Genomic DNA, 20,368 nt, shown 5'->3' on the forward strand with positions numbered 1-20,368 from the left:
GAGATATGAGTTCCGGTCGGGCAGCAAATGCTGTCCGGCCGGAACCGTAAGAGAGGTACAGCCCATGCGTAGTCCGAACCACCAAGCAGCTATTCCCGGCACGGGCGCCACCGCACTCATGTCCGAGGACGGTAAAGGCGTCGTTCGCACCGCGTCCGGTCAATTCCTCCGCCTACAGACACCACCGGCGGACCTCATCGCCACACTCACCAACCCCACCGACCACACCGCAACCGAGCCTGAGGCCGATGAGCCCACCCGCGCTCACGCCACCCGGCTACAACACGAAATCGCCGCCAGAGAAATTCGCGAGGCTGACAACCGCTGGCCACAGACCCGACGCAACGTGGCCATCACAGGAACCGGCGATATCCCCGAAAAGCTCGCCGCAGCGCTCCTAGACTGGGGAATCACCGCGCACTGCATTCCCACCGCGTCCGACCTCGATTTAACCGACACCCACTGGGACCTCGTCATCGGGTACGCCACCGGCCCCTCCGAACGCGAAGCATGGTCACGGCTTGACCAGTTACCGCGAAACGGCACCGCCTGGCTACGGGCATACCGCGAAGGTCACGTCTGCTACGTCGACCCCATCGCCATCACCGAGCACGACCCCACCAGCACCCAGGTCACCAAACGCAGGCTAGCTGCCAGCCCAGTCCCCGCCGAACTCGCCGCGTGGCAGCGCACCGCGCCCGACGAACCCAATCCGCTGCCGCTCACCGCGCACACCTGGCTACTCGGACATATCCTCACCGTAGCCCTCAGCTGGGCACAAAACGCCCCAGATTGTGAGCGCTACCGCTACACGCTGTGGAAACACGTGCCAGCCGCAGGCACCACCGATGAACATACGATCATTGCCTACCCGGCCCCGTTTCAGCCATCTCCACAGGGCGCCACGGGATGACACCGCAAACCGGTAACCCCCAGCCCCAACAGGTCCGCGCCAGCCGGGCTCACACCTGTCAGACGGACGATGGCGTCCATCTGCGTGGCCTTCTATGGCAATGCCCCACCGCGCGAGCCATTGCCATTATCCGCACCCCCTATAACGCCGTCGAGCACGCCTCTACCGCCCTCGCACTCAACAGCCGCGGCTTCCATTGCCTGGTCCAAGATGTTCGCGGGCGATACCAATCCGATGGCCACTGGCATCCTTACCACCACGAAGCCGCCGACGGACTCGCAACCCTGCAAGCCATAGCCGCGCAGTACCCACACTTACCAATTGTCCTCTTCGGATCCTCCTATGCCGCGCACACAGCCCTCGAAACGGCATACGCAGCGAGCGCATCACCACGCACGTCCCCACCCGCCGCGATCATGACACTTGTTCCAGCGCTCGGCTTGGCAGAAACCGCCTGGGATCAGCACGGCGCCCCAGAGATCAGGAACCGCATCGGCTGGTGGCACCAGCATGGACGGACTCGACAAGCTCAGATAGCTCTGTCACCAGCTGAGTTGTCACAGCGTGAAGCCGATGTCGCCGAGCTCGGCATGGTCGAGGCAGCCAGGTCATGGGGCTGGGACGACAACTGCATCGACGCCTGGGCACAGCTATGGACCGCCGACCATCTCGACCTCAACGCGCGATATGCGCACTTGCACATGCCTTTGCTCGTGCTCAGCGGAACCGAAGACTTCTTTGACCATCACGCTCGACGCCTGGCATCAGCCTGGGCCGGCCAGAGCCATTTCGCGACGGGTCCCTGGGGGCATCAGCTCGTGGCTGGCGTCCCTGATCCCGCAGTGCGCCACGCAATTCAAGCCGAAGGCGGACCGGGACATCTCATGGACCTGTGGCTCGCCGCCCATGGTTTCTCCAATAGCCCCACACCTTTATCCGAGATCATATCCACCTATCGGCAAACCCAATCCTGGTTCGATCTCTCCGATGCGACCTGGCATTTTGGTCCACTGACAACACCTCCACCACCGCTCCCGCGACTGCAGCTCGACGCCGTGCCTGGTCTGCATCATCCACCTAACCGTGTGGCAACCGAACCTGTTTCATATTCCCGTACACCCAGCAGCGAACTGGAAACCTTGCGATGACCTCAACTTCTCCTACCCACTGCGACACCACCAACGCGGGGTCGGCAACGCAGGCTCCACCACTACCTGAGCTTCCCGTCGATGCACTCGTCGATAAAGAATGCGGGATCATCCGAAGCGTCAGAGAAGTTCCCCACCCGCCCGGAGCACCCCGTGCGTATCTAGCTCTCACAGCAGCTGTTGCCGATGCGCGACAACTCGGCGAATGGCCAGCAGACCGAGTATCGCTGGGAACCTCATTTGCAGATCCAGCCCAAGCCCGCATTGCCGCTATCGCCGAAGGAGTCGAACGATACTGCGGAAACTGGCTACCTCCTGAGCTTCCCACCCATGACCTGCGCATTGGCACGCATCGGGAGCTGACAGCTGAGGGGTTAAACCCGATTAACCTTGACGACCTCCCGACCTTCGCCGACTGGCAGTATGCGCGTAATGCTTTTCCCTACACCCGGTTGACCGACACCACCCCGACTCTATGGACCGAGTGTTCAGATCTATCCGGCACCCCGGTATGGATGCCCGCCTCCCTGATATACCTCAACTGGCGACAGTCACGGTTTCGCCACCTGCCGCGCATCCACCACCTCAATTACGCGGGAATCGCCACCGGCCAAGGTGCAGACGATGCCCGTGACCGCGGGGTCCTCGAAATCATCGAACGTGACGCCCTCGAACTGTGGTGGCATCTCGACGGTCCTACAGCGGGCATCGATCCCGCCAGCGTGCCTGGGCTGAGCGAGGACCTTCGCGGCAGTAACCTCGAGGTTTCCCTCGTCTCCATGCCCTCTGAGTTCGCTCCCGCCATCGGAGCGTTGGTATACGACCCCGACCGTCAGCTATATGCGGCTGGATTTTCCGCCGCTTTGGATCCGGTGCGAGCCGCACGCAAAGCCGTCCTGGAGGCGGTCCACACCTGGGTCTACACCCAGGGATGCACCGATCACGACGGTTGGGTTTTTCGCGCCGTTGAGCAGGGGTTAATGGCTAAAGGGCTTTACCTCGACTATCGCGCCGACGCCCGCTATCTCGACGCCGCCGGACCACAGTGCGAACACGTGGTCGATCTCGGGGCCCATGTCCAGGTGTGGTTAGATCCCCGAGTCCATCACGAGGCTCGCCGCTTCACCGACCCTGCTCACGGCATCATCTCTGTTGCGGACATCCCTGCTACCACCATGGCTGAGGTCTACCACAAGCTGGCTGATGCTGGTCACCGCGTTATCACCCGGGACGTGACCACCGACGATATCCGGCGAACACCTTTGCGCGTGGTCCGCAGTTTTGTGACCGGTCTCATCCCTAATGCACCGGCTGCGTTCACTTACGCGGGAATGAGCCGGTTCCCCCGCGCAGCAAAAGAACGGGGATGGCGCACCTCGTGGAGCAACACGCCCGCTGATCTATCGCTGATCCCAGCACCCCACATGTAGGCCCTATGACGCAACCAGCCATATACGCGGGCCCCGCCTTAGCTTCTGATGCCGTTGTTCCTCAGCCACCGGCAATAGCGTCTTTGCCCCATATACTCGCTCATTCCCTGGGACCGCAAAAACCCGGGCCGCCTCGACCTCCCGGCCCTAAAGTAAACCCCTGGGACGCATCAGCGACCTGGCGGATGGCCGTCCTCCCATCGCAGATCAACTCCCTGCTCACCGGCCTGTGGGGCAGCCGCGGCTACCATTGCGGCGCTGATGGCCGACCCACACGGATTCGTCAACGCCCGATCCCCTCAGCTGGCGGAACCTACGCGGTGCAGACGCATCTTGCGATCGGATATCCCGGTGCATACGGCCTTGAACCTGGCCGATACGTCCTCGACCATGAACGTGATCTCCTCCTGCGCAGACGCGATAGTTCAAGACCTCTGCCGACCGGGGCATGGCTCATCTTTTCTGTTCAACCAGGACGCAGCTTTGGCCGATACCAGCATCGTTCTTGGCCTCTATGGATCGCCGATACCGCATATGCACTGGTTGCTACCCAATTCCTGCTCAACCAGCCCCTGCCGCCTCTCCTCGGACCCTCCGATCAGCTGCGCGAACTCTCCGCTGTAGCCCGTGGTTCCGATACCTCATGGTGGGTACAGCGCGGACTGGCACCGGAAATACCATTAGCTGCTGTGCGGTTACCGGGCAAGCTGCGAGTATGCCGCGACCGCAGCACTGCCCTAGCGCTTCGGCGTTCGCCGTCTCACGCGTCTTTTGCCTCCAACCTCGAGGGGGCGCGGAACAACCACGCCCGAGAACTAGCCGTGCGATCAGGGCAATCCTGGGTTGCCGGCGCAGACAGGGTCGAAGCCTGGAGCGTCCGTCTCAATTCGCCATCCCAATCCATTTTTCAGATGCTGTGGACCGCCCATCAAAGAGCTGCCCGCCTGACCTATGACAGCGCGCTCTCCGGTATTTGGCGGTGCCGACCAATCTCCGGTTTTCCCGCTACCTCAACATCGTGGATCGTCCATGCCCTTGCCATGCTCCGAGTAAGAGATACGGAGACCCTGTCATGATGATCGTGCGTGAGCTGTGGCGGGAGGCCATGCGATTTCCCGCAGCTCTTTCCGCCAGCGTCTTTTTTCTCCTGCTGGTATTCGGCACCTATATAGCGCAAGCCATCGGTACCGCGTGGGCCATGTCGGCGGTTATTGGCCGTCACACAGATCAGATCTGGGCCGCGTTATTGCTGATCGCGGGCGTGGCTCTGCTCCGATTAGTGCTATCGGTAGCACAGACAGCCTCGGCAAACCGCCTGGGTGGGCAGGTGAGACAAACCCTCCGGGTTCGTTCTCTCACCCGTACTTTGCGGGCACAGCGCCTTCACGATACGGCAGCTCGCGACGGCAGCCTCAGCGCGACGCTCGGAGACGGAATCGACGGCACCGACGCGTACGTTTCAAAATACATTCCCGTCATTACGCAGGTGTTCATTGCCTGCCCGGTGATTGTGGTTGTGCTGTTTATCTTGCAGCCGTGGGCTGGAGCCGCGGTCTGTCTTGGCGTGATCCTCTCCCTGCTTGGACCCCTGATATGGAAGCGGCTCATGTCGCGCCGGGGAATGGACCACTGGGACAGTTACGAAGCCCTCAGCGCCGACCTCTTGGAGTCGCTGCGCGGGATGGCGACGTTGCGCATCCTCGGCGATGTTCCTGGAACGCGACAGCGTTTACATTTTCGGTCAGAGGGGCTGCGGCGCGCCACAGAACGAGTGATGCGAGTGTCGCTGGCCGAGACCGGGATCACCGATTTCGCGGTGCAGGCAGGGGTTGTGGCGGCAGCCGGGGCAGCAATTTTTCATGCTGTCACTGGTCAGGCACCCGCTATGGAGGTGTATCTCATTTTGCTGCTGTCGTCTGAGGCATTCCGACCGATTCGGGAGTTGTCTCGGCACTGGCATGCCGGTTTTCTGGGGCTCACAGCGATTCCCGGTCTCCGACAACTCGGGGCTTTTTCTTCATCAAACGCCGCTGATGGGCTAAGTCACCCCGACTCAGGGCATGCCCTCGAGACAGGGCACGTTCCCAACACAGGTCATGCGCCCCGCCCACGTGATGTGCCCGGGCCAGGTGATGCAACCGGCACAGGTGCTGAGCCAGGGCCACATGAGGGGCCCGACACAGGCGACGGGCCCAGGACAGGCGATGGGCCCGGGACAGGCAAGGTATTACGCCTTACTGACCTGTGGTTCCAATATCCCGATGCTACGGAACCCGTTCTTCACGGCATAAATTTCACCGCGCGCAGAGGTGGACTCAGCGCGGTGGTAGGCCCATCCGGAGCCGGTAAATCCACTCTCTTTGATCTACTCCTCGGCTTCCTGGCCCCAGACTCTGGCACCATCACATTGGATGGGCACAGTCTTCGCCGGCCTGATATCGCCGTGGTTTCCCAGCGACCGGTGCTTTTCGCCGACACCATCCGAGCCAACCTGTGCTTGGGCACCGCTCGGTCTGACGTAGACCTCGCCGCTGCCTGTCGCGCAGCTGGTATCTGGCACGATATCGAGGCTCTGCCCGACGGGTTGGATACCGAAGTCACCGAAGCTGGTAGCAGCCTTTCTGGTGGGCAACGGCAGCGCCTCGCGCTAGCCCGGGCTTTGCTCGCGGACCGGCCCGTGCTCCTGGTTGATGAACCAACTAGCGCCCTAGATCCCGCTCGCGCGCACGACATTATTTCGACTTTGCATCAGGTTGCTGCCGAACGCATTGTCATCATGATTACTCACCGTCCAGAAAGCCTCGTCGGAATCTCACAGATCCTTTCCCTCAACGCCCAGCATCTCTCCCGGGAGCCGCGATGAAAAGCACCGATACCTCCCGTCCTTTCCGCGCCTTGCTCCCAGCGCTACGGCCCGAATGGCCGGGAATGATCAATAGCTACATCGTCGGCACCATCAGCGCGTTGAGTTTGGTCGCATTAACGGTGTTGTCGGCGTGGGGTGTCGGCCACGCGGTCATTGAGCGCACGCTTCCGCAGCTGTGGTGGTGGCTTACCCTGATCGGCCTGGTGATTGCACGAACTATTCTCACCTGGCGAGAAATGGATGTATCCCACTCGGTGGCTTACCGGGTCCTTGCCCGGCTGAGAATGACTCTTTTCGACTCGTACGCTCGCAGCATCCCCGGCAAGAACCGGACACACTCCGGACACTCCGCGAGCGTCGCCATGGATGACATTGAAAAGCTTGAGTTTTTTTACGCACATACCGTTGCGCAGATCGCCACGTCTATCACCGTATTCCTCGCATCGGCGATTACCGCGTTCACAATGCTTCCCGCTGCTGCTGGAGCCGTGGTCCTGGGAGGAGCAGCCATCGCCACCAGCGCCACCTTCTGGGCTCGCACCACCCGACGTTTAGGCGCCGATGAGCAGCACGAACGAGCCGACATAGCGGTGAGCATCGTTGACGCCCTAGGAGCTCTGCGTGAAGTCCTCACCTACGGACTAGCGCCCCAGATCACCGAGAGCATCCGCAAGCGCACGGTGCGTGTCACCAACATATTGCGCCGAAGAGAGATCCTCGCCCAGGTTGTAACCTCAGCGCGCGAATTAATCGTGGCGATAGTGGTCATCGGCGTAGTCGCTGCCAGCACACTCACCTCGCAGGAACTATCTCCTGCGCTACTTCCGCCACTGATCGCACTCGCGATCGCCGGAATTTCAGCGCTGACAGACGCGACCGCCACCGCTACCCAATTGCACCCCCTCACGGCGAGCGCCCAGCGGGTGAGCACAGAGATTCATCGCCCACCGGTGGTTCAGCCTGTCACCACCCAGCACAGCCTGCCAACCGGGCCCCTTGGACTGCGTTTTTGCGACGTGACCTTTGGCTATGAAAATCGTGAGGCGACATTGAGATCGTTCAACCTCGACGTCGCCCCTGGCAGCCAGGTCGGCCTGTCCGGACCATCAGGGTCGGGAAAAAGCACTCTGGTATCACTGGCATCGCGGCTTTGGGATCCAGATCAGGGTGAGGTCAAAATCTACGGAACCGACGGTTCTGCTCTTCCTCTGACGCATATCCCCGATGACCAGCTGCGCCAAGCCGTAGCTGTCGTCGACCAAGATGCAACACTGTTTCACGGCACTGTCCGCGAAAATCTTCTACGTGGCGCTCCTGAGCGCTCGGATCAGGAACTTCGTGACGTTCTCGACCAGGTTGGCGCCACCGGATGGATCACTCTCGATGATCACGTCGGCCAGCACGGGGTGCGGTTATCAGGAGGTCAACAAGCCCGGTTATGCCTCGCACGGGCACTGATCCGCTCACCGCGGATTCTATTGGTTGACGAAGTAACCGCGAACCTCGATCCTGTGACCGAACAGGCCATATCGCGCATCATCGCGGCTTATCAGGGCACGGTTTTGATGGTGTCGCACCGTGAAGACACCTTGGCACATATGGGCAGGCTCGTGGACCTTCACAATGTGGAAAAGCCGTCAACGAATTCTGGGAGCTGACGTCCGGGTGGGGCTGTCGGTGCACGAACAATGCGTGGCGCGAACAGTCTTTTGATGATGCCCAACCTTGGCACTAGATGGCTGGGAATTTGGCACTAGGTGGCTGGCAAGAAGGCCAGTTATGCCCTTTAGGACTACTGAAGCATGCACACCGCTATTTCCGATCACCGAATGAGTAAACTAAGGCAGCGCCGCTGTCGAGATCGTATTTTGCACACATCACGCGCCTCAGCATGCAACAAAAAGTCTCGTGCAATCTATTCCTGCAATAGATGTCGCTGGAATCTATGCCTGACGCTCAGGCAACCAGCTCAACCCCGAGTTCGATACCACAGGCCAAGGCCTCTCCCCCGCCGAAGCCATTTTTCCACACTCATCAATTAAACCGTGAAACTGTTGCGCCTCATCCAACGAGAAGTGACCGTCCTCGAATCGAACACCCAATATAGCGTCAGCAGCCTGGTAGCTTTTAAACCAGCAACCGTAGACTTGCCCCACCATACGACGCGCATACGCATCAGAGATAAACATAGGCCTGTCGAACACATAAAGCATCAAAACATCAGCCGTCTCGAAACCCACGCCCGGAAGTTTTAAGAGCTTTGCACGCAGCTCGATGTCATCGGTTTCACCTTGATCGAAATTCTGTACATACCACTGCGACAAGGCGCGGACCGCGCGGAACTTTGCATTATGAAAACCGCACGGCCAGATGCAGTTCAAAAGCACCTTGTCGTCTGCTTGCGATGCAGCTTCCGGGTCAAGCAATTCATAATCGCGAAACCTGGATATTGCACGTTCTACATTTTGCCAGCGCGTGTTCTGCACGAGGATCGCACCGAGCGCAATTTCAAACCGCGACTCACCAGGCCACCAGTCAACCCGACCGAGACCCTTTTGCAGAACGGTATACAGCTCTCGCAGGTCGATCGTCACGTTCATTCTATTTCCATCCCACACCACCGTTAGCACTCCTAGGCTATGCGACGATGAGCACCTGAGACAGCGGCATCGCTAGTGCCGTATCCCAAGCTCGCACCCTGATACCACCGCGACATGGATGACAGCACCGTACGGAACAGCGGGAGGGAGTCTCCAAGCCCGATGACCCGATCAATGCGGCATGTGCGGTTCGCAGGGAGTGGGCAGGTGAGAAGTGCACAGAGGAATTACGGGCGACCTCAGCCAGAAGCTCACCCAGGATGGCGAGCCGATGTTTTGTCGCTCACAGTACCCACTCTCGATTTCGCATTGAGCCGCGATCCATGTAAAGTCTTACCTGTTCGCGCCATTAGCTCAGTTGGTTAGAGCAGCTGACTCTTAATCAGCGGGTCCGGGGTTCGAGTCCCTGATGGCGCACCCGCGAAAGAGCCTCCACCGAATCCCGGTGGAGGCTCTTTGCGTTGCCGCCAAAGAGGCCCAAGCCGTTGAAGATGTCGTCGGTAGAGACATCGAAGTAGCGGGCGAGAGCGCCAACCTCGGATGCTTTCCACGGGGCAGTTCCGTTGAGTTTGTTGAAAACTGACGCCCTGTTGATGCCGAGGATCGGAGCTAACTCAGCGTTCCTCACCCCTCGCCCGGCAGCCAAAGCTCGAATCGATGCCGAGATAAGTTCATCATCAGTGGGGGTCGCGTGGTTGGCGTCGGCAGATTCGACCGTAGGGGGAGTATTTCTTCTCATGAAGCTGAATCTATATGAGAAGGTGTATGGAAATCCATATTGATCCACTGTAGTGCTTGTGCAGTCTAAAAAAAACGACTAACGTCGTTTTCATGAGCGATAAGGCGAGACTGGCAGACCTGCTCCTGCGTACATCCGGACATGGAGGCCTGTGGGAGTGGGCAATGGATGAACGTCGATGTGTTCAGCCTCCCAACTGGAATGAAGTGTCTGCGCGTCTGACCGTCGCTACCGACGGTCAGGTCGCAGTCTCCGGTGAGGTTCTGCGTAAGTGGCTTCTCGCTGCTGAAGCTCAACGGGCCAAGGAGGTGGCCTGATGAGTGCGGAGGCTCAGGAGCCTGTGCTGTCGCGGGAGCATGCGCAGGAGCTTGTGGATCAGATCCGGGAGTGGTCAACCACGGTCTTAGACGGTATGGCGATGGTGGACCAGCTGGTGATGACCGCCTATCAAGGGCGGGCGTGGCTGGCATTGGGGTATGAGTCCTGGGATGAGCTATGTTCGGTCGAGTTTGCTCAAGCGCGGATGTGGGCCACGATCGAGGAACGGCGTGACCGGGTCCAGGCGCTCACTCAGGCTGGCCTCTCCACCCGAGCCATCGGAGCCGTGCTGGGTATTGGTAAGGACACAGCGCATCGCGATGCTTTAGCAGGTGTCTCATCTGAGACACCTGCTAAAGATGCGATGGGCCCGGATGCTTTAGCAACTGTCTCATCTGAGACAGTTGCTAAAGGTCTAGAGGGTGCTGACGTTTTAGCAACTGATGCAAATGCATCAGTTGCTAAGCCTGTGACCAGTGGTGATGCTGGACGGGTGGCTGAGATCGTCGAGAAGTCCTCGTTGGGGAACGCGGTGGTGCAGGGCCTGGACGGGCGTGCGTACCCGGGTAAACGGGGTACGGCGGTCTCGAAAGTAGAGCGCCAGTTAGAGACGGTGCATCTACGTTCCCAGGGGCTGACTCAGCAGCAGATTGCTGAACAGTTGGGTGTTTCTCAACGCACGATCTCCTCGGATTTGGGAGAGATTGAAGCGATTATCGCCCCGGTTCCGGATTTGAGGGAGCGGGCTGCGCAGGGCAAGGCCACTGTCCAGGATCTTATTGAGCAGGCGGGGCTTGTGGTTGAGGAGATCCCCCCGGACCAGCTGGTCCGGGATGCCGAATACTCCTTGCGGGATCTTCAGTCGGTGATGTCGTATCTCGCGGAAGAGGTGATCTGGTCGGATGAGTTCGTGACCGTGAAAGGCGCGAAAGATGCTGTGTGTCAAGCAATTGGGCCGGGGCTTCTCGAATTGATTGCGGATCTGTTAGCGCTGTTGTATGAGCTGCCGCTGACGTCGTTGCCGGCAGAGATGATCCGGGATGTGCTCAAGCCGCATTGGACCGCGTTCGCGATGATGATCCAAAAATTTGGTGGTATGGACGCAGAGTTGACTGCTGCCGCTGCTGGGGATGTGTCATGACGAAAAGGGGGTCGGCCCCTGCGCTACACAGGGAGCCGACCCAAATGATCACTGCACATGTCAGGGGGTGCCGATCAGTCACCAGCCTACGAGAAAGCACCCCGACCTGTCTAGAGAATGAGCCACGACAGCAAGGAAGCGATAGTGGGATGGATAAAGACACGATAGACCGTCTGGTGGTGGATGCGGTGCAAGACCAGCGTCCTTTAGTGCTGAGCGTGTTGAAACACGCGGGGATGCTGGATTTGTATGACGATGCGATGAACACGATCGCTTGTGATCTGATCGCACATCTGGATTTGTGGGTGACCAGGGATGATGCATCCAGTATCCGCCGGTGGGCGTGCGGACGAGCCTATTTCGAGATCAAAAAGTTTGTGCGCAGTCAACGGGTCAGCGACGGGTTGGGGGTCCTCACCCGGGTGGAGTGGGAGGACGAGGTGATCGAGGCTCTGCCTGCGGTGGAACAGACACCGGACAGACCGCACCAATATCTGGGGGTGATGCATCGGGTGCGGGCGCTGATCATCGCTCAGCCGGGTGGGGTGGCCCGGTGGGAGGAGATTAGAAGTCTCGCGGAACAACCTGTGCGCGGACGTGAATTAAGAGAGGAACTTCGGACCTTGATGAGTGAGGTTTCGGGGCTTCCCCGGGAGTGTTTTAGCGCCGAGCATGAGGAAGCAAGGAGATCACGATGATGGAAATGGAGCTGGTGCTGGCTCATTCGCAGGCGACGGGGTTAACCCGGTTGGTGGCGTTGATCTTGGCCAACAGTTACGTGATTGATTGGGACTGTACTTCGACGACGTTGGAGTCGATTTGTCGTTGGGCTAATTGCAGCCCTGCGGAGGCTGACCGGGCGTTATATGAGTTGATCGCGTTGGGAGAGTGGCAGCAGGTCGGTGCGTGTTTGGATGGGAAGATTATGATGCGCCTGCTGGTGAGGTGCCCTGTCACGTGTGATCGTAGTGTGCAGCACCTGGTGGGTTAACTGGGGTGAGTATCCAAGCGGGTGCGAAAGTTCTCGCACACTCGCAGGCTAAAGGAACGGCTCGCCTGGTGGCTGTCGCGTTAGCTAATCACTACAACACCGATGAACGCTTGTCCTGGCCGGGGGCGTTTTGGATTGCTGAAGAAGCATCGTGTTCGTTGACCTCAGTCAGTCGCGGGTTAAAAGAACTCGTCACGCTCGGTGAGTGGTCACCAGCCATTGGTCCGGGTGGGTGTCGGGCGTGGGTGATGCATCTGGAGTGTCCGGGGGATTGTGATGGCACGAAGATGCACATCACCCCGGATAAAGCACGGCGTTTTGAAGAGTACCGGTCGTGGCAGCGGGATAAACAGCGGGCGCGTCGGGGTAAGGCTCCTAGTGGTCAGAAGGTTCTTAGCTTAAGGATGCAGACCGCTACTAGCGAGTCTGAGGTCTCGCCACCTGTACCTGCGGCAGGTGGAGCATCTGCCTCTAAGCCGGCGGCCACCGCGGCCACAACACCGAACCCCCAGGTTGCATCTTCTGAGCCCACCAGACGAATAAAACCGGTGACGCCGGTGGCATCCCATGCTCGCACGGACCGACATCCTGGTGGTGAACAGAGTGCCCCTGGGCCCGTAGATGGACCGGGTCTATCGGCGGAGCCGGGTCGGGCACCTCGTGTGCGTCGATGTCCGCGCCGGGTTGGCCGGACACGGCCAAGGATTCGCAGACGATCTGCGCGGGGCAGAATGCACCCGGTTCAGAAGGTTCTACGTCTAGAACCTTCTATGTACCCGTCATCTGGTGCGTTTGTACCCGTCAATTTGACAACAGAACCAATAAGAAACCCGAAGGGTTTCTATCCCTCCTTCGGAGGTCTAGAAACCCCAACCAACCAACACCACCGGCTAGAACCTTCTCGTACCCCTCGGGGTGGAAGGGACATAGAAGATTCTGGTGGGGCGCATAGCGCTCTGGTGGTGGATGCGAGACAGGTTCGGGGAGTTGTGCGTGCGCTACGCGCCGCACTGCCCTCGTCGGTTTCGGCTGCGTTGGCCTCTGGTCCGCTAGAACGCGAAGTGTCCCAGACGATTGCTCGGGGGATTGGGGTAGAAGATCTGAGGGTGTGGGTGGGGGCGCGGTCGTGGATAGGTGCGGGGCCAGGTGCGGTGATCACGTGGCTTCGCCGGCTAGAACCAGAAATACTACCGGTGCCTGCTCATGCTGATCGGTGTGAGCGGCACCCAGATCAGCGGGCGGACTCGTGCTGGATGTGTCGTCGTGACCAGCGAGAGCAGGAACGACAACAGGCACAGCAGCGGCGTGAAGCTGGGGCCAGGGTCCCTAGGCGGGCTGCGGGTGAATCGGTACGTGAATGGTGCGCACGAATACAGAGAGCATGTGGTGATGATAATGGATAAGAAAACCCGAACTGAGCAGGTCAAAGCCAGGATCAGAGAGTTTGTTCGAGAAATGCGGGTGCCGTCCGCAGTGCAGATCTGTGCTTTGACGATGGCATCAATCCCAGGACGTAATCACAGCATCAATTTGGTGACCGTGCTGTCTAGGGGTGGCCAGTGTATAGAGGTGGAATTTAGGTGGCAGCCACTGTATGACGGTAAGTACACCCCGATCTCGCAAGTCATTGAGGCTGAGAAGGATCTGTTCACGAGGCTGCGGGCAAAACTTTTCTTAAGCGTAGAGGATGCACAGGCGCTGACCACGTGGATTGTGATGTGTGTGCAAGTGGGTGAGCTGGTGGATGCAATGGACCCTGAAGGTGGGGTTGAGGTATTTGCCCGAGAACTTAACCACCGATTTGCAGTTGCCCAGGGCCGCTAACGTAGGCCAAGGCAACAATACCTCTCATACTTTTATGGCTTCTAGCTGACCCGAACTAGTGTTCACAGACCTTCGCGAGCTCGATGAACGTCACATTGACGGCGCTATTGCACATTTAAGTTAATAGCTTCTCCACATTGGGAATACCCCAATATGTATCACTACTGATATCGCTGTGCATGTTCGGCGCCGATATTTTCCACGACATCAGCAGCGAAAGACGACCTTACAAAACTCCTTCCTCTCCCCTGTTCGACAAACCGAGGCAAAAACCCATGACTACCTCTGCATGCGAGACCGCCAAACACTCTTAGACTCAAACCTCGATCTGCTCACCCGAGCTAGTCCGAAGACCGCTCGGACACAGAACCCCAGGGTGACGCTCGCTGCCATCCATAAGGTCACTCAGCACCTAAGCCTCGTACAGTCCTCGACGCGGGAAAGAATCCCAGCGGAAACCGAACACGCACACACAGACTCACTCACAGCCCCCATCACTCCACCTCACCATACGAAAACCACAAAACCAGGAAACCTCAAAACCATAAAACCACACAACCTAAAAACCATCAGAGTGCAGTCGTAGGCCGTTCTCCAAGCTCGTGGACGTGAACGAGTATGAGCATTCAGATCTACACCCGCCCTCACTGTGGCCCGTGCCTATTCACCAAACGTCGTTTTGATAACTCAGGTCTTGCCTATACCGAACATGACCTGGCAACCATCCCACCGGATCAGATTGATAAACTACGCGCCGCTGGGCACCGTCAAGCCCCGGTAGTGATCACCGAGACCGAGCAGTGGTCTGGCCTGAACATCGCGAAAATTGAGGCCACCATCAAGAGCCATACCAGCCAAACCAACGCACACTCTGCTCCGCCTATCCCTAAGCCTGCCGCCCCAGCGCCAAACCCCACCCCCTCTTTAACCCCGTAACCATCCGTTTAGAGCAGGCATACTCACAATATTGTCGAAAAGGGGTGGGCACGTAGGTGCCGTACCCGACTAGCGCCTCCCGCACCAAACAGATCCCCTCCTTAACCAGCGTGGGCACGGGCTTGTGGTCCCGTTCTATACAGGATCCATGACAGAACGTTCACCTTGTCCATCGGGAGAGTTTTCTACGGGATCACACGAGCGATACCCACAAACTGCGGGCCAGATAACCGCGCGGGACTAACCCGGGTTCGCCCCGCGGACTCGGACGCTTCCAGCATCTTGCCGCCACCAAGATAAATCCCGACGTGGGAGACCACCCCGCGCTGAAGCCGATTCCCCCACGCCTCAAAAATCAGATCACCCGGGCGAATATCTGCCACTTGAACCTGGTTACTGCGCAACCTAGCCCACTGAGCACGCGCAGAGCGCGGCAACGTGACACCGACCTTGGCATAAGAGAATGAGGTCAGCCCCGAGCAGTCCTGAGCCCCGCTGGTAGGGCCCGATGGTCCCCCTGCCCCAAGCAGATATCGCACCCCGATCGTGGACTGCCCAGCCTGGATCGCACCGGCAACAGTCCCGGAGACACCGCTGAGATCCACCCCACTACCAGGTTTCGTACCAGCACACACGGCCGACCCGGGCTGCGTGGGATCCACCTGAACATTCACCCCCGACAGGGCGCTCATGATCGCTCGAGCTTTCGCCTCGTGTTTGGCATAGGCCTCCGGGTAGGCCGAACGTTGGACCCGTTGCGCGGCCACCGTCAACGGCATCCTCTCCCACCCGGGGATATCACTCAGCCCAGGAATATGGTGCCCAGTTGCGATACCGGACCCGTTTTTCTCTAAGACCCCTTTGTAAAACGTTTTCGCAGCCCACGACACATTATTAACCTCCGCTAGGGTCCCATAGGCCCCCGAGACACCAGGCGTGATCACTCGCTGTTGAAATGGACCCGCATCATGATCAGCATTAGGCACCCGCGAACTCGCGCTATCACCCAAAGTAGATTCTTGCATCGCGGTCATCACCGCGATCAACTGCCCCCGAAAAGGGACCCCCAGATCACGACCCACCCGCATGATCACAGCAGCCCGCCCCATCGCGTCACGAGAATACGGTGTAATCGGATCAACACCCTGAACATCCGCACTTAACGCCTCACCGCCCTCTGGTCCACAGGCCGCTGCATCGGCAGAGCCTTGAGTACTGGTCACCAGCCCCACCATCAAGATGGCCACCACCAACACGATCGAAATGAGGATCATCGCTTTACCCAGCATCTTCCCCAGACCAAAGCTCATCGCATACTCTCCTGCGGTGGCGTGATCGCCGAGGTGAGCCACGGATCACTCGGCTGATCACGCACGAGCGTGACCTCATACACCCCCGCATCGGTGTGCACATCAAGATCGGCCGTGACCGCACTGACCGAGACCACACGCGCTTGGTGGACTTGAGAGGCGGGAATCTTCGAGGGCAGGGTGTAACGCCACACCTGCTGCGCCGGGGGCGTCAGATGCGGGGCTAAGCCTTCCCACCATTGCGCATCCGTGGACGGGTGCGCTGTAAATGCCTGCATAGTAGCCATCGCAGCCGCGATCGCCTCCGCCTGGTCTTTCGCCGATGCAGCTGGCGGACCAAGATCGGTAGGCCCGTCCAAGGTCGGGGTGGCCCACGGTGCCATCGGAGTCTTTGGTGTAGAAGACGCGGCCACCGAAGCGGTCTGTGGCGGAGCTACAGAGGACACCTGAGGCGGTGGGGACGGGTCCGGGCGAGAACATCCCGTCATCGTGCACGCAGCCAGCAGCGCTAGACCCCCAAATACTCTCAATCCTCGCGCCATCACAATCTCCCCTTACTCGTTGTGCTCGTGCACCCTCTCACGCCCCACGCCCTGACCCATCACCACAAATTTCTAGAACCACCCGGCACTTCCTGGCGCCCACCACCGTGGATGGTTACAACCACAAAACCTAAAAACCACAAAACCACGAACGGTTTTGTGGTTAAAACCCAAGGAGAACACCATGACATCACCCCTCTCACCAGACCCGGCTCCCGGGGTGAGGATCACCGTGGCCAGCAGTAAAGGCGGCACCGGGAAAACCACCACCGCAGTGATGCTGGCCTGTTCGTTTCAAGCTGGCGGATACCGAGTACAGGTTCTGGATGCGGACCCGCAAGGTGATGCCACCGAGTGGGCTGATGATGCGGCCGATAACGGGGATCCCTTGCCCTTTGACGTGGTGCCGGTAAATCTTCGAGCGCTGCGCAGGCCACTCCCTGCCACCGTGGATTTCCAGATCGTTGATACTGGTCCGCACTCTCCTGACGTGGCGCAGGTGGCCATTGACACCGCAACGTATGTCGTGATTCCCACGACCGCCTCGCCCCTTGATCTGCGCCGTATGTGGCGCAGCTTGGATACCACCGCACACCGGCGCACACGGGTGCTGCTGACCCGGGCTGAGCCGCGGACCACGGCCTACCGTCATACTGTGGCCGCGCTCATTGATGAAGGCGCCCCGCATTTTGAGACACCGATCCTGGCGCGCACCGCGATCAAAGCCGAAACCGTTCGCTGTCCCACCTATTTCTTTGGCTATGACGCCATCGCAGCCCAGATCATGCTGGATTTAGCCGAGATCTACGAGGACGAAAACTTCATGGAACCGATGCTGGCCCAGCAGACCTCCCTGATCGGACAGTGAGCATGACTAACCCCTACGCACGCAAACCAAAGCGTCCCCGCCCGACCCCGGTCGCCCAGACCTTTCGCCGCCCCGAGAATCTAGAGTCTCCGCCGCGGAAAAACACCAGTGTGTGGCTGGACGTCGAGCTTCACCGCCACGCCAAAATGCTCGCGGTCCAGCGCGGGATCAGCATCAGCGACCTGGTCAATGAGGGGCTGCGCCTAGCCCTTGCCACATACGAGAACACGACGATCTAGCCGACAGGACGAGACAATGACGATCTATGCCGATGTCACCTTGCACGCTGATGGAAGCGGGGAACTGACCATTGCTGGGAAGCCGATGCCGCTGCTTGAGAAGGATCTGATTGCGGCACGTACCGCAGCGATCAGCTACCTTAGCCAGGCCGCGATGATGCGCGGTGAAGCAATCCACGCGATGGCCCGAGATGACCAAGGCCAGTGGCCCCTGGTGATCTACCCCGATGGCACGGTCCACGACTCCACGACACCTCCCCTAGGCCCCTACCAGCCGGCATCACCTAAACCATCCTTGGCCACCGCGCCGCCCGATGAGCCGGTCCCCGTGCTCGCAACGTCCACACCAACACCCCCTGAGATACCAGCCGGCCTGGTCGCGGCTGAGCCTGCGCGTCCGCGCACCCGTATGGAGATGCGCGCCCAGGCGCGGGAAACCTTTTTGATGAACGAGCCGGTTGAAGAACCAGCCACGCAAGGGTGGCGCGGGACCCTGACCCGGCTAGGGATCCGTACCGCACCTTCCCAGGAGGAGCGGGCCGAGCGCGCCGATGTCCAAGCGGTCTCCCAGCATTGGCCTGGCCCGCGCACTATCGCCGTGGTCAACGGCAAAGGCGGCGCGGGGAAAACCCCAACCACGGTTTTTCTCTCGGCGATCTTCGCCCGCTATGGTGGCGCCGGGGTTTTAGCGTGGGATCATAATCAAACTCGCGGCACGTTAGGGTGGAGAACGGAAAAAGGCCCCCATGACGCGACCGTGCTGGATCTTCTTCCCGAAGCCGAACGTTTATTGGGCACCGGAGCTCAATCTGCGGACCTTGCCCACTACGTCCATCATCAAACCCGGGATCGTTTTGATGTGTTGCGTTCCCAGCCCCTGGCCTTAGCCCATGAGCAACGAATTTCCCCATCTGATGTGGACCGTATTCACGCAGTGGCGGCCAAGTTTTACCGCGTGATCATTATGGACTCAGGAAATGATGAAAGTGACCCGATGTGGCAACGCATGATTGAGCACGCTGATCAAATTGTCGTTGCCACCACGACCCGGGCTGATCATGCTGAAGCCGGCGCGCTTCTTTTAGATGCTCTTCACGACCGTGGAGGGCACGCAGCCCAGCTGGCTGAGAATGCGATCGCGATCATTTCTCAGGCTGATCCGCGCGCCACCACCCAAGATATTCAACGCATCGTCCACGGCTATCAAAGCGTGACCCGCGATGTGATTACCATTCCCCATGACCCGTCCATTGTTGATGGGGTTTTACATCACGCGGCGCTGCAAAACGCGACCCAACGTGCATGGTTGCATGCCGCGGCTGCGGTCGCCCGGGGACTCTAACCCACACACTATAAGAGGGGGAGACAGATATTCTGTCTCCCCCTTAATGATTTACCACAAGGGTATTTGTCGCCGATCAGCATCAGAGATCCCTTCCGCGAGAACAGCAGTAAGATCGCGTCCCTCCCTTACTGCTTGACGGATCGCTATTGCCCGCCCGTGTGCGCCGCGCACATCCCGTAGCGGGGAGCCGATCGTATCGCGCCGGTGCACCCAGTCCATCGCGTTCTCGCGCGGGCTGCTGGCTACCAAATGGTCAGGGTTTTGACAGATCGGGTTATCACACCGGTGCGCAATCATCGCGGGCGGTATCTGGTCATGGGTTAGAGCCCACGCATACCTGTGAGCGATCACCACCCATCCCTGCCCTACCCAGAACCGGCCGTGGCCACGCCCGGAGATCGCCCCGGTCCACACCACACACCCCGACCCCAGATCCGGCACACACCGCGCCCAAAACCGCCGCCGGATCCGCGGATTGCGCACCGCCCCATGCCAGTTCCGAACACCATCATCGACATACTCCACACACCTCCACCCACACCACACCATCAAGACCCCACCACCTACTACCCAGCACCTAACACCACCACCCCAATCACCTTAGAAATTAGAAGAAAAACCGCTCACGGACCTCTGGCACCAATGCGTCGTACCTACGACAGAAGCTCACTGATTTTCCTGGCGTCTGGACGTGGTTAAGTGTGACTCCTAGACAATGCGCCACGTGTTTTGCCCCGCTTCCCAAGGGCCGGGTGCGGTATTGCTCGACCCGTTGTGCCCGCACGATGCAGCAACGACGACGTCGGGCGAAAGCCCGCGGGCGACACCTCGCCGAAACCGAAGTGCCTCGACTGCCTGCGGCGCGAGCTGACCTCGTGCGGGACCTCACGCGCGCGCATCGTCGTGCCCTGCAGGTGGCGGTACACCGCGATGAGATAAGCACGATGCGTGATGGGGTGATCGCGCGGCTGCGTGAGGATCTTGATCATGCGGTCAGGGCCCGCGAGCAGGCCGAGCGTGAGCTTGCTCGGGTGCGCTCTGACGCACGGATGCTGGCTGTTTTCCTGGCGGAAGTGGTGCGGGCGATGGGCTCCACACAGCATCTGCCCCCGCCGGTCGTAGAGCGGATCAGCCTTTACCAGGATGGCCTGCAATGAG

At 59.6% G+C, this 20,368-nt stretch carries 22 protein-coding genes and 1 tRNA gene; 17 read left to right on the forward strand and 6 right to left on the reverse strand.

Features of this window, described 5'->3' with window-relative positions:
• Positions 1 to 64: 64 nt before the first annotated feature.
• The 6 genes from BN1724_RS03805 to BN1724_RS03830 all read left to right on the forward strand — a co-directional run bounded on the left by BN1724_RS03805 (position 65) and on the right by BN1724_RS03830 (position 8,015).
• Positions 65 to 913: a hypothetical protein gene (locus BN1724_RS03805; protein WP_058234296.1), complete on the forward strand. Its 849-nt coding sequence runs from the start codon at positions 65 to 67 to the stop codon at positions 911 to 913.
• Positions 910 to 2,061, forward strand: coding sequence for a CocE/NonD family hydrolase (locus tag BN1724_RS03810; RefSeq protein ID WP_084252731.1), 1,152 nt, complete (start codon positions 910 to 912; stop codon positions 2,059 to 2,061). Before BN1724_RS03805 ends, BN1724_RS03810 begins: the two co-directional genes overlap by 4 nt.
• The gene (locus BN1724_RS03815; RefSeq protein WP_084252732.1) at positions 2,058 to 3,491 is read left to right on the forward strand and encodes a YcaO-like family protein; all 1,434 of its coding nucleotides are present in this window, start codon (positions 2,058 to 2,060) and stop codon (positions 3,489 to 3,491) included. The genes BN1724_RS03810 and BN1724_RS03815 overlap by 4 nt, the downstream gene beginning before the upstream one ends.
• Positions 3,492 to 3,676: 185 nt before the next feature.
• Positions 3,677 to 4,567 carry a nitroreductase family protein gene (locus BN1724_RS03820; RefSeq protein WP_058234297.1) on the forward strand — a complete coding sequence of 297 codons (891 nt, stop codon included), beginning with the start codon at positions 3,677 to 3,679 and terminating at the stop codon, positions 4,565 to 4,567.
• Positions 4,564 to 6,354 (forward strand): ABC transporter ATP-binding protein/permease, encoded by a 1,791-nt coding sequence (locus BN1724_RS03825; protein WP_058234298.1) that lies wholly within the window; start codon positions 4,564 to 4,566, stop codon positions 6,352 to 6,354. The genes BN1724_RS03820 and BN1724_RS03825 overlap by 4 nt, the downstream gene beginning before the upstream one ends.
• The gene (locus tag BN1724_RS03830; RefSeq protein WP_058234299.1) at positions 6,351 to 8,015 is read left to right on the forward strand and encodes an amino acid ABC transporter ATP-binding/permease protein; all 1,665 of its coding nucleotides are present in this window, start codon (positions 6,351 to 6,353) and stop codon (positions 8,013 to 8,015) included. The genes BN1724_RS03825 and BN1724_RS03830 overlap by 4 nt, the downstream gene beginning before the upstream one ends.
• A 285-nt stretch (positions 8,016 to 8,300) precedes the next feature.
• Here BN1724_RS03830 and BN1724_RS03835 read toward each other — a convergent pair whose 3' ends face one another.
• Positions 8,301 to 8,951, reverse strand: coding sequence for an endonuclease III domain-containing protein (locus BN1724_RS03835; RefSeq protein WP_172797071.1), 651 nt, complete (start codon positions 8,949 to 8,951; stop codon positions 8,301 to 8,303).
• 349 nt (positions 8,952 to 9,300) lie between these two features.
• Here BN1724_RS03835 and BN1724_RS03840 point away from each other — a divergent pair.
• A tRNA-Lys gene (locus BN1724_RS03840) sits at positions 9,301 to 9,374 on the forward strand.
• Here BN1724_RS03840 and BN1724_RS12505 read toward each other — a convergent pair.
• Positions 9,340 to 9,696, reverse strand: coding sequence for a helix-turn-helix domain-containing protein (locus BN1724_RS12505; RefSeq protein ID WP_084252733.1), 357 nt, complete (start codon positions 9,694 to 9,696; stop codon positions 9,340 to 9,342). The two genes, BN1724_RS03840 and BN1724_RS12505, sit on opposite strands and share 35 nt — an antisense overlap.
• A 92-nt stretch (positions 9,697 to 9,788) precedes the next feature.
• Between BN1724_RS12505 and BN1724_RS12840 the strand changes: the two genes are divergently transcribed.
• The 4 genes from BN1724_RS12840 to BN1724_RS03855 all read left to right on the forward strand — a co-directional run bounded on the left by BN1724_RS12840 (position 9,789) and on the right by BN1724_RS03855 (position 12,146).
• Positions 9,789 to 10,013, forward strand: a complete 225-nt coding sequence (locus BN1724_RS12840; protein WP_157085737.1) for a hypothetical protein — start codon at positions 9,789 to 9,791, stop codon at positions 10,011 to 10,013.
• Entirely contained in the window at positions 10,013 to 11,155 is a 1,143-nt protein-coding gene (locus BN1724_RS03845; protein WP_058234301.1) for a helix-turn-helix domain-containing protein, read from the forward strand. Before BN1724_RS12840 ends, BN1724_RS03845 begins: the two co-directional genes overlap by 1 nt.
• A gap of 149 nt (positions 11,156 to 11,304) precedes the next feature.
• Positions 11,305 to 11,853: a hypothetical protein gene (locus BN1724_RS03850; protein WP_058234302.1), complete on the forward strand. Its 549-nt coding sequence runs from the start codon at positions 11,305 to 11,307 to the stop codon at positions 11,851 to 11,853.
• Positions 11,850 to 12,146, forward strand: a complete 297-nt coding sequence (locus BN1724_RS03855; RefSeq protein WP_058234303.1) for a hypothetical protein — start codon at positions 11,850 to 11,852, stop codon at positions 12,144 to 12,146. The genes BN1724_RS03850 and BN1724_RS03855 overlap by 4 nt, the downstream gene beginning before the upstream one ends.
• 382 nt (positions 12,147 to 12,528) lie before the next feature.
• Here BN1724_RS03855 and BN1724_RS03860 read toward each other — a convergent pair whose 3' ends face one another.
• Positions 12,529 to 12,723, reverse strand: a complete 195-nt coding sequence (locus tag BN1724_RS03860; RefSeq protein WP_058234304.1) for a hypothetical protein — start codon at positions 12,721 to 12,723, stop codon at positions 12,529 to 12,531.
• A gap of 812 nt (positions 12,724 to 13,535) precedes the next feature.
• Here BN1724_RS03860 and BN1724_RS03865 point away from each other — a divergent pair.
• Positions 13,536 to 13,970 carry a hypothetical protein gene (locus tag BN1724_RS03865; RefSeq protein WP_157085738.1) on the forward strand — a complete coding sequence of 145 codons (435 nt, stop codon included), beginning with the start codon at positions 13,536 to 13,538 and terminating at the stop codon, positions 13,968 to 13,970.
• Between the two features lie 618 nt (positions 13,971 to 14,588).
• Positions 14,589 to 14,906, forward strand: coding sequence for a glutaredoxin family protein (locus tag BN1724_RS03870; RefSeq protein WP_058234306.1), 318 nt, complete (start codon positions 14,589 to 14,591; stop codon positions 14,904 to 14,906).
• 185 nt (positions 14,907 to 15,091) lie between these two features.
• On the opposite strand, the gene BN1724_RS03875 is transcribed toward BN1724_RS03870, so the two are convergent.
• Together BN1724_RS03875 and BN1724_RS03880 are read right to left on the reverse strand one after the other, a co-directional pair.
• A complete protein-coding gene (locus tag BN1724_RS03875) occupies positions 15,092 to 16,216 on the reverse strand; it encodes a C40 family peptidase (RefSeq protein WP_058234307.1) in 1,125 nt (374 codons plus the stop codon).
• Positions 16,213 to 16,629: a hypothetical protein gene (locus BN1724_RS03880; protein ID WP_157085739.1), complete on the reverse strand. Its 417-nt coding sequence runs from the start codon at positions 16,627 to 16,629 to the stop codon at positions 16,213 to 16,215. Before BN1724_RS03880 ends, BN1724_RS03875 begins: the two co-directional genes overlap by 4 nt.
• Before the next feature lie 313 nt (positions 16,630 to 16,942).
• On the opposite strand from BN1724_RS03880, the gene BN1724_RS03885 reads away from it, so the two are divergent.
• The 3 genes from BN1724_RS03885 to BN1724_RS03895 are packed head-to-tail and all read left to right on the forward strand — an operon-like array spanning position 16,943 to position 19,207.
• Positions 16,943 to 17,626, forward strand: coding sequence for a ParA family protein (locus tag BN1724_RS03885; protein ID WP_058234309.1), 684 nt, complete (start codon positions 16,943 to 16,945; stop codon positions 17,624 to 17,626).
• A 2-nt stretch (positions 17,627 to 17,628) separates the two neighbouring features.
• Positions 17,629 to 17,865: a hypothetical protein gene (locus tag BN1724_RS03890; protein ID WP_058234310.1), complete on the forward strand. Its 237-nt coding sequence runs from the start codon at positions 17,629 to 17,631 to the stop codon at positions 17,863 to 17,865.
• Positions 17,866 to 17,881: 16 nt separating this feature from the next.
• Complete coding sequence (locus BN1724_RS03895) at positions 17,882 to 19,207, forward strand: MinD/ParA family ATP-binding protein (protein ID WP_058234311.1); 1,326 nt, start codon at positions 17,882 to 17,884, stop codon at positions 19,205 to 19,207.
• Positions 19,208 to 19,258: 51 nt separating this feature from the next.
• Here the strand turns inward: BN1724_RS03895 and BN1724_RS13555 are convergent, their stop codons facing one another.
• Positions 19,259 to 19,759: an HNH endonuclease gene (locus BN1724_RS13555; protein WP_407919315.1), complete on the reverse strand. Its 501-nt coding sequence runs from the start codon at positions 19,757 to 19,759 to the stop codon at positions 19,259 to 19,261.
• Between the two features lie 236 nt (positions 19,760 to 19,995).
• Here BN1724_RS13555 and BN1724_RS03905 point away from each other — a divergent pair, with 236 nt between their 5' ends.
• Positions 19,996 to 20,367, forward strand: a complete 372-nt coding sequence (locus BN1724_RS03905; protein WP_058234313.1) for a hypothetical protein — start codon at positions 19,996 to 19,998, stop codon at positions 20,365 to 20,367.
• The last annotated feature ends 1 nt before the right edge of the window (position 20,368 follow it).

The sequence above is a fragment of the Devriesea agamarum genome (assembly GCF_900070355.1).
GTDB lineage: Bacteria > Actinomycetota > Actinomycetes > Actinomycetales > Dermabacteraceae > Devriesea > Devriesea agamarum.

Bases quoted from the DNA above. Each gene is read 5' to 3' on its own strand.
- BN1724_RS03805 (WP_058234296.1), top strand. From the start codon at position 65: ATGCGTAGTCCGAACCACCAAGCAGCTATTCCCGGCACGGGCGCCACC.
- BN1724_RS03810 (WP_084252731.1), top strand. From the start codon at position 910: ATGACACCGCAAACCGGTAACCCCCAGCCCCAACAGGTCCGCGCCAGC.
- BN1724_RS03815 (WP_084252732.1), top strand. From the start codon at position 2,058: ATGACCTCAACTTCTCCTACCCACTGCGACACCACCAACGCGGGGTCG.
- BN1724_RS03820 (WP_058234297.1), top strand. From the start codon at position 3,677: ATGGCCGTCCTCCCATCGCAGATCAACTCCCTGCTCACCGGCCTGTGG.
- BN1724_RS03825 (WP_058234298.1), top strand. From the start codon at position 4,564: ATGATGATCGTGCGTGAGCTGTGGCGGGAGGCCATGCGATTTCCCGCA.
- BN1724_RS03830 (WP_058234299.1), top strand. From the start codon at position 6,351: ATGAAAAGCACCGATACCTCCCGTCCTTTCCGCGCCTTGCTCCCAGCG.
- BN1724_RS12505 (WP_084252733.1), bottom strand. From the start codon at position 9,696: ATGAGAAGAAATACTCCCCCTACGGTCGAATCTGCCGACGCCAACCAC.
- BN1724_RS12840 (WP_157085737.1), top strand. From the start codon at position 9,789: ATGAGCGATAAGGCGAGACTGGCAGACCTGCTCCTGCGTACATCCGGA.
- BN1724_RS03845 (WP_058234301.1), top strand. From the start codon at position 10,013: ATGAGTGCGGAGGCTCAGGAGCCTGTGCTGTCGCGGGAGCATGCGCAG.
- BN1724_RS03850 (WP_058234302.1), top strand. From the start codon at position 11,305: ATGGATAAAGACACGATAGACCGTCTGGTGGTGGATGCGGTGCAAGAC.
- BN1724_RS03855 (WP_058234303.1), top strand. From the start codon at position 11,850: ATGATGGAAATGGAGCTGGTGCTGGCTCATTCGCAGGCGACGGGGTTA.
- BN1724_RS03865 (WP_157085738.1), top strand. From the start codon at position 13,536: ATGATAATGGATAAGAAAACCCGAACTGAGCAGGTCAAAGCCAGGATC.
- BN1724_RS03870 (WP_058234306.1), top strand. From the start codon at position 14,589: ATGAGCATTCAGATCTACACCCGCCCTCACTGTGGCCCGTGCCTATTC.
- BN1724_RS03875 (WP_058234307.1), bottom strand. From the start codon at position 16,216: ATGAGCTTTGGTCTGGGGAAGATGCTGGGTAAAGCGATGATCCTCATT.
- BN1724_RS03885 (WP_058234309.1), top strand. From the start codon at position 16,943: ATGACATCACCCCTCTCACCAGACCCGGCTCCCGGGGTGAGGATCACC.
- BN1724_RS03890 (WP_058234310.1), top strand. From the start codon at position 17,629: ATGACTAACCCCTACGCACGCAAACCAAAGCGTCCCCGCCCGACCCCG.
- BN1724_RS03895 (WP_058234311.1), top strand. From the start codon at position 17,882: ATGACGATCTATGCCGATGTCACCTTGCACGCTGATGGAAGCGGGGAA.
- BN1724_RS13555 (WP_407919315.1), bottom strand. From the start codon at position 19,759: ATGGTGTGGTGTGGGTGGAGGTGTGTGGAGTATGTCGATGATGGTGTT.
- BN1724_RS03905 (WP_058234313.1), top strand. From the start codon at position 19,996: ATGCAGCAACGACGACGTCGGGCGAAAGCCCGCGGGCGACACCTCGCC.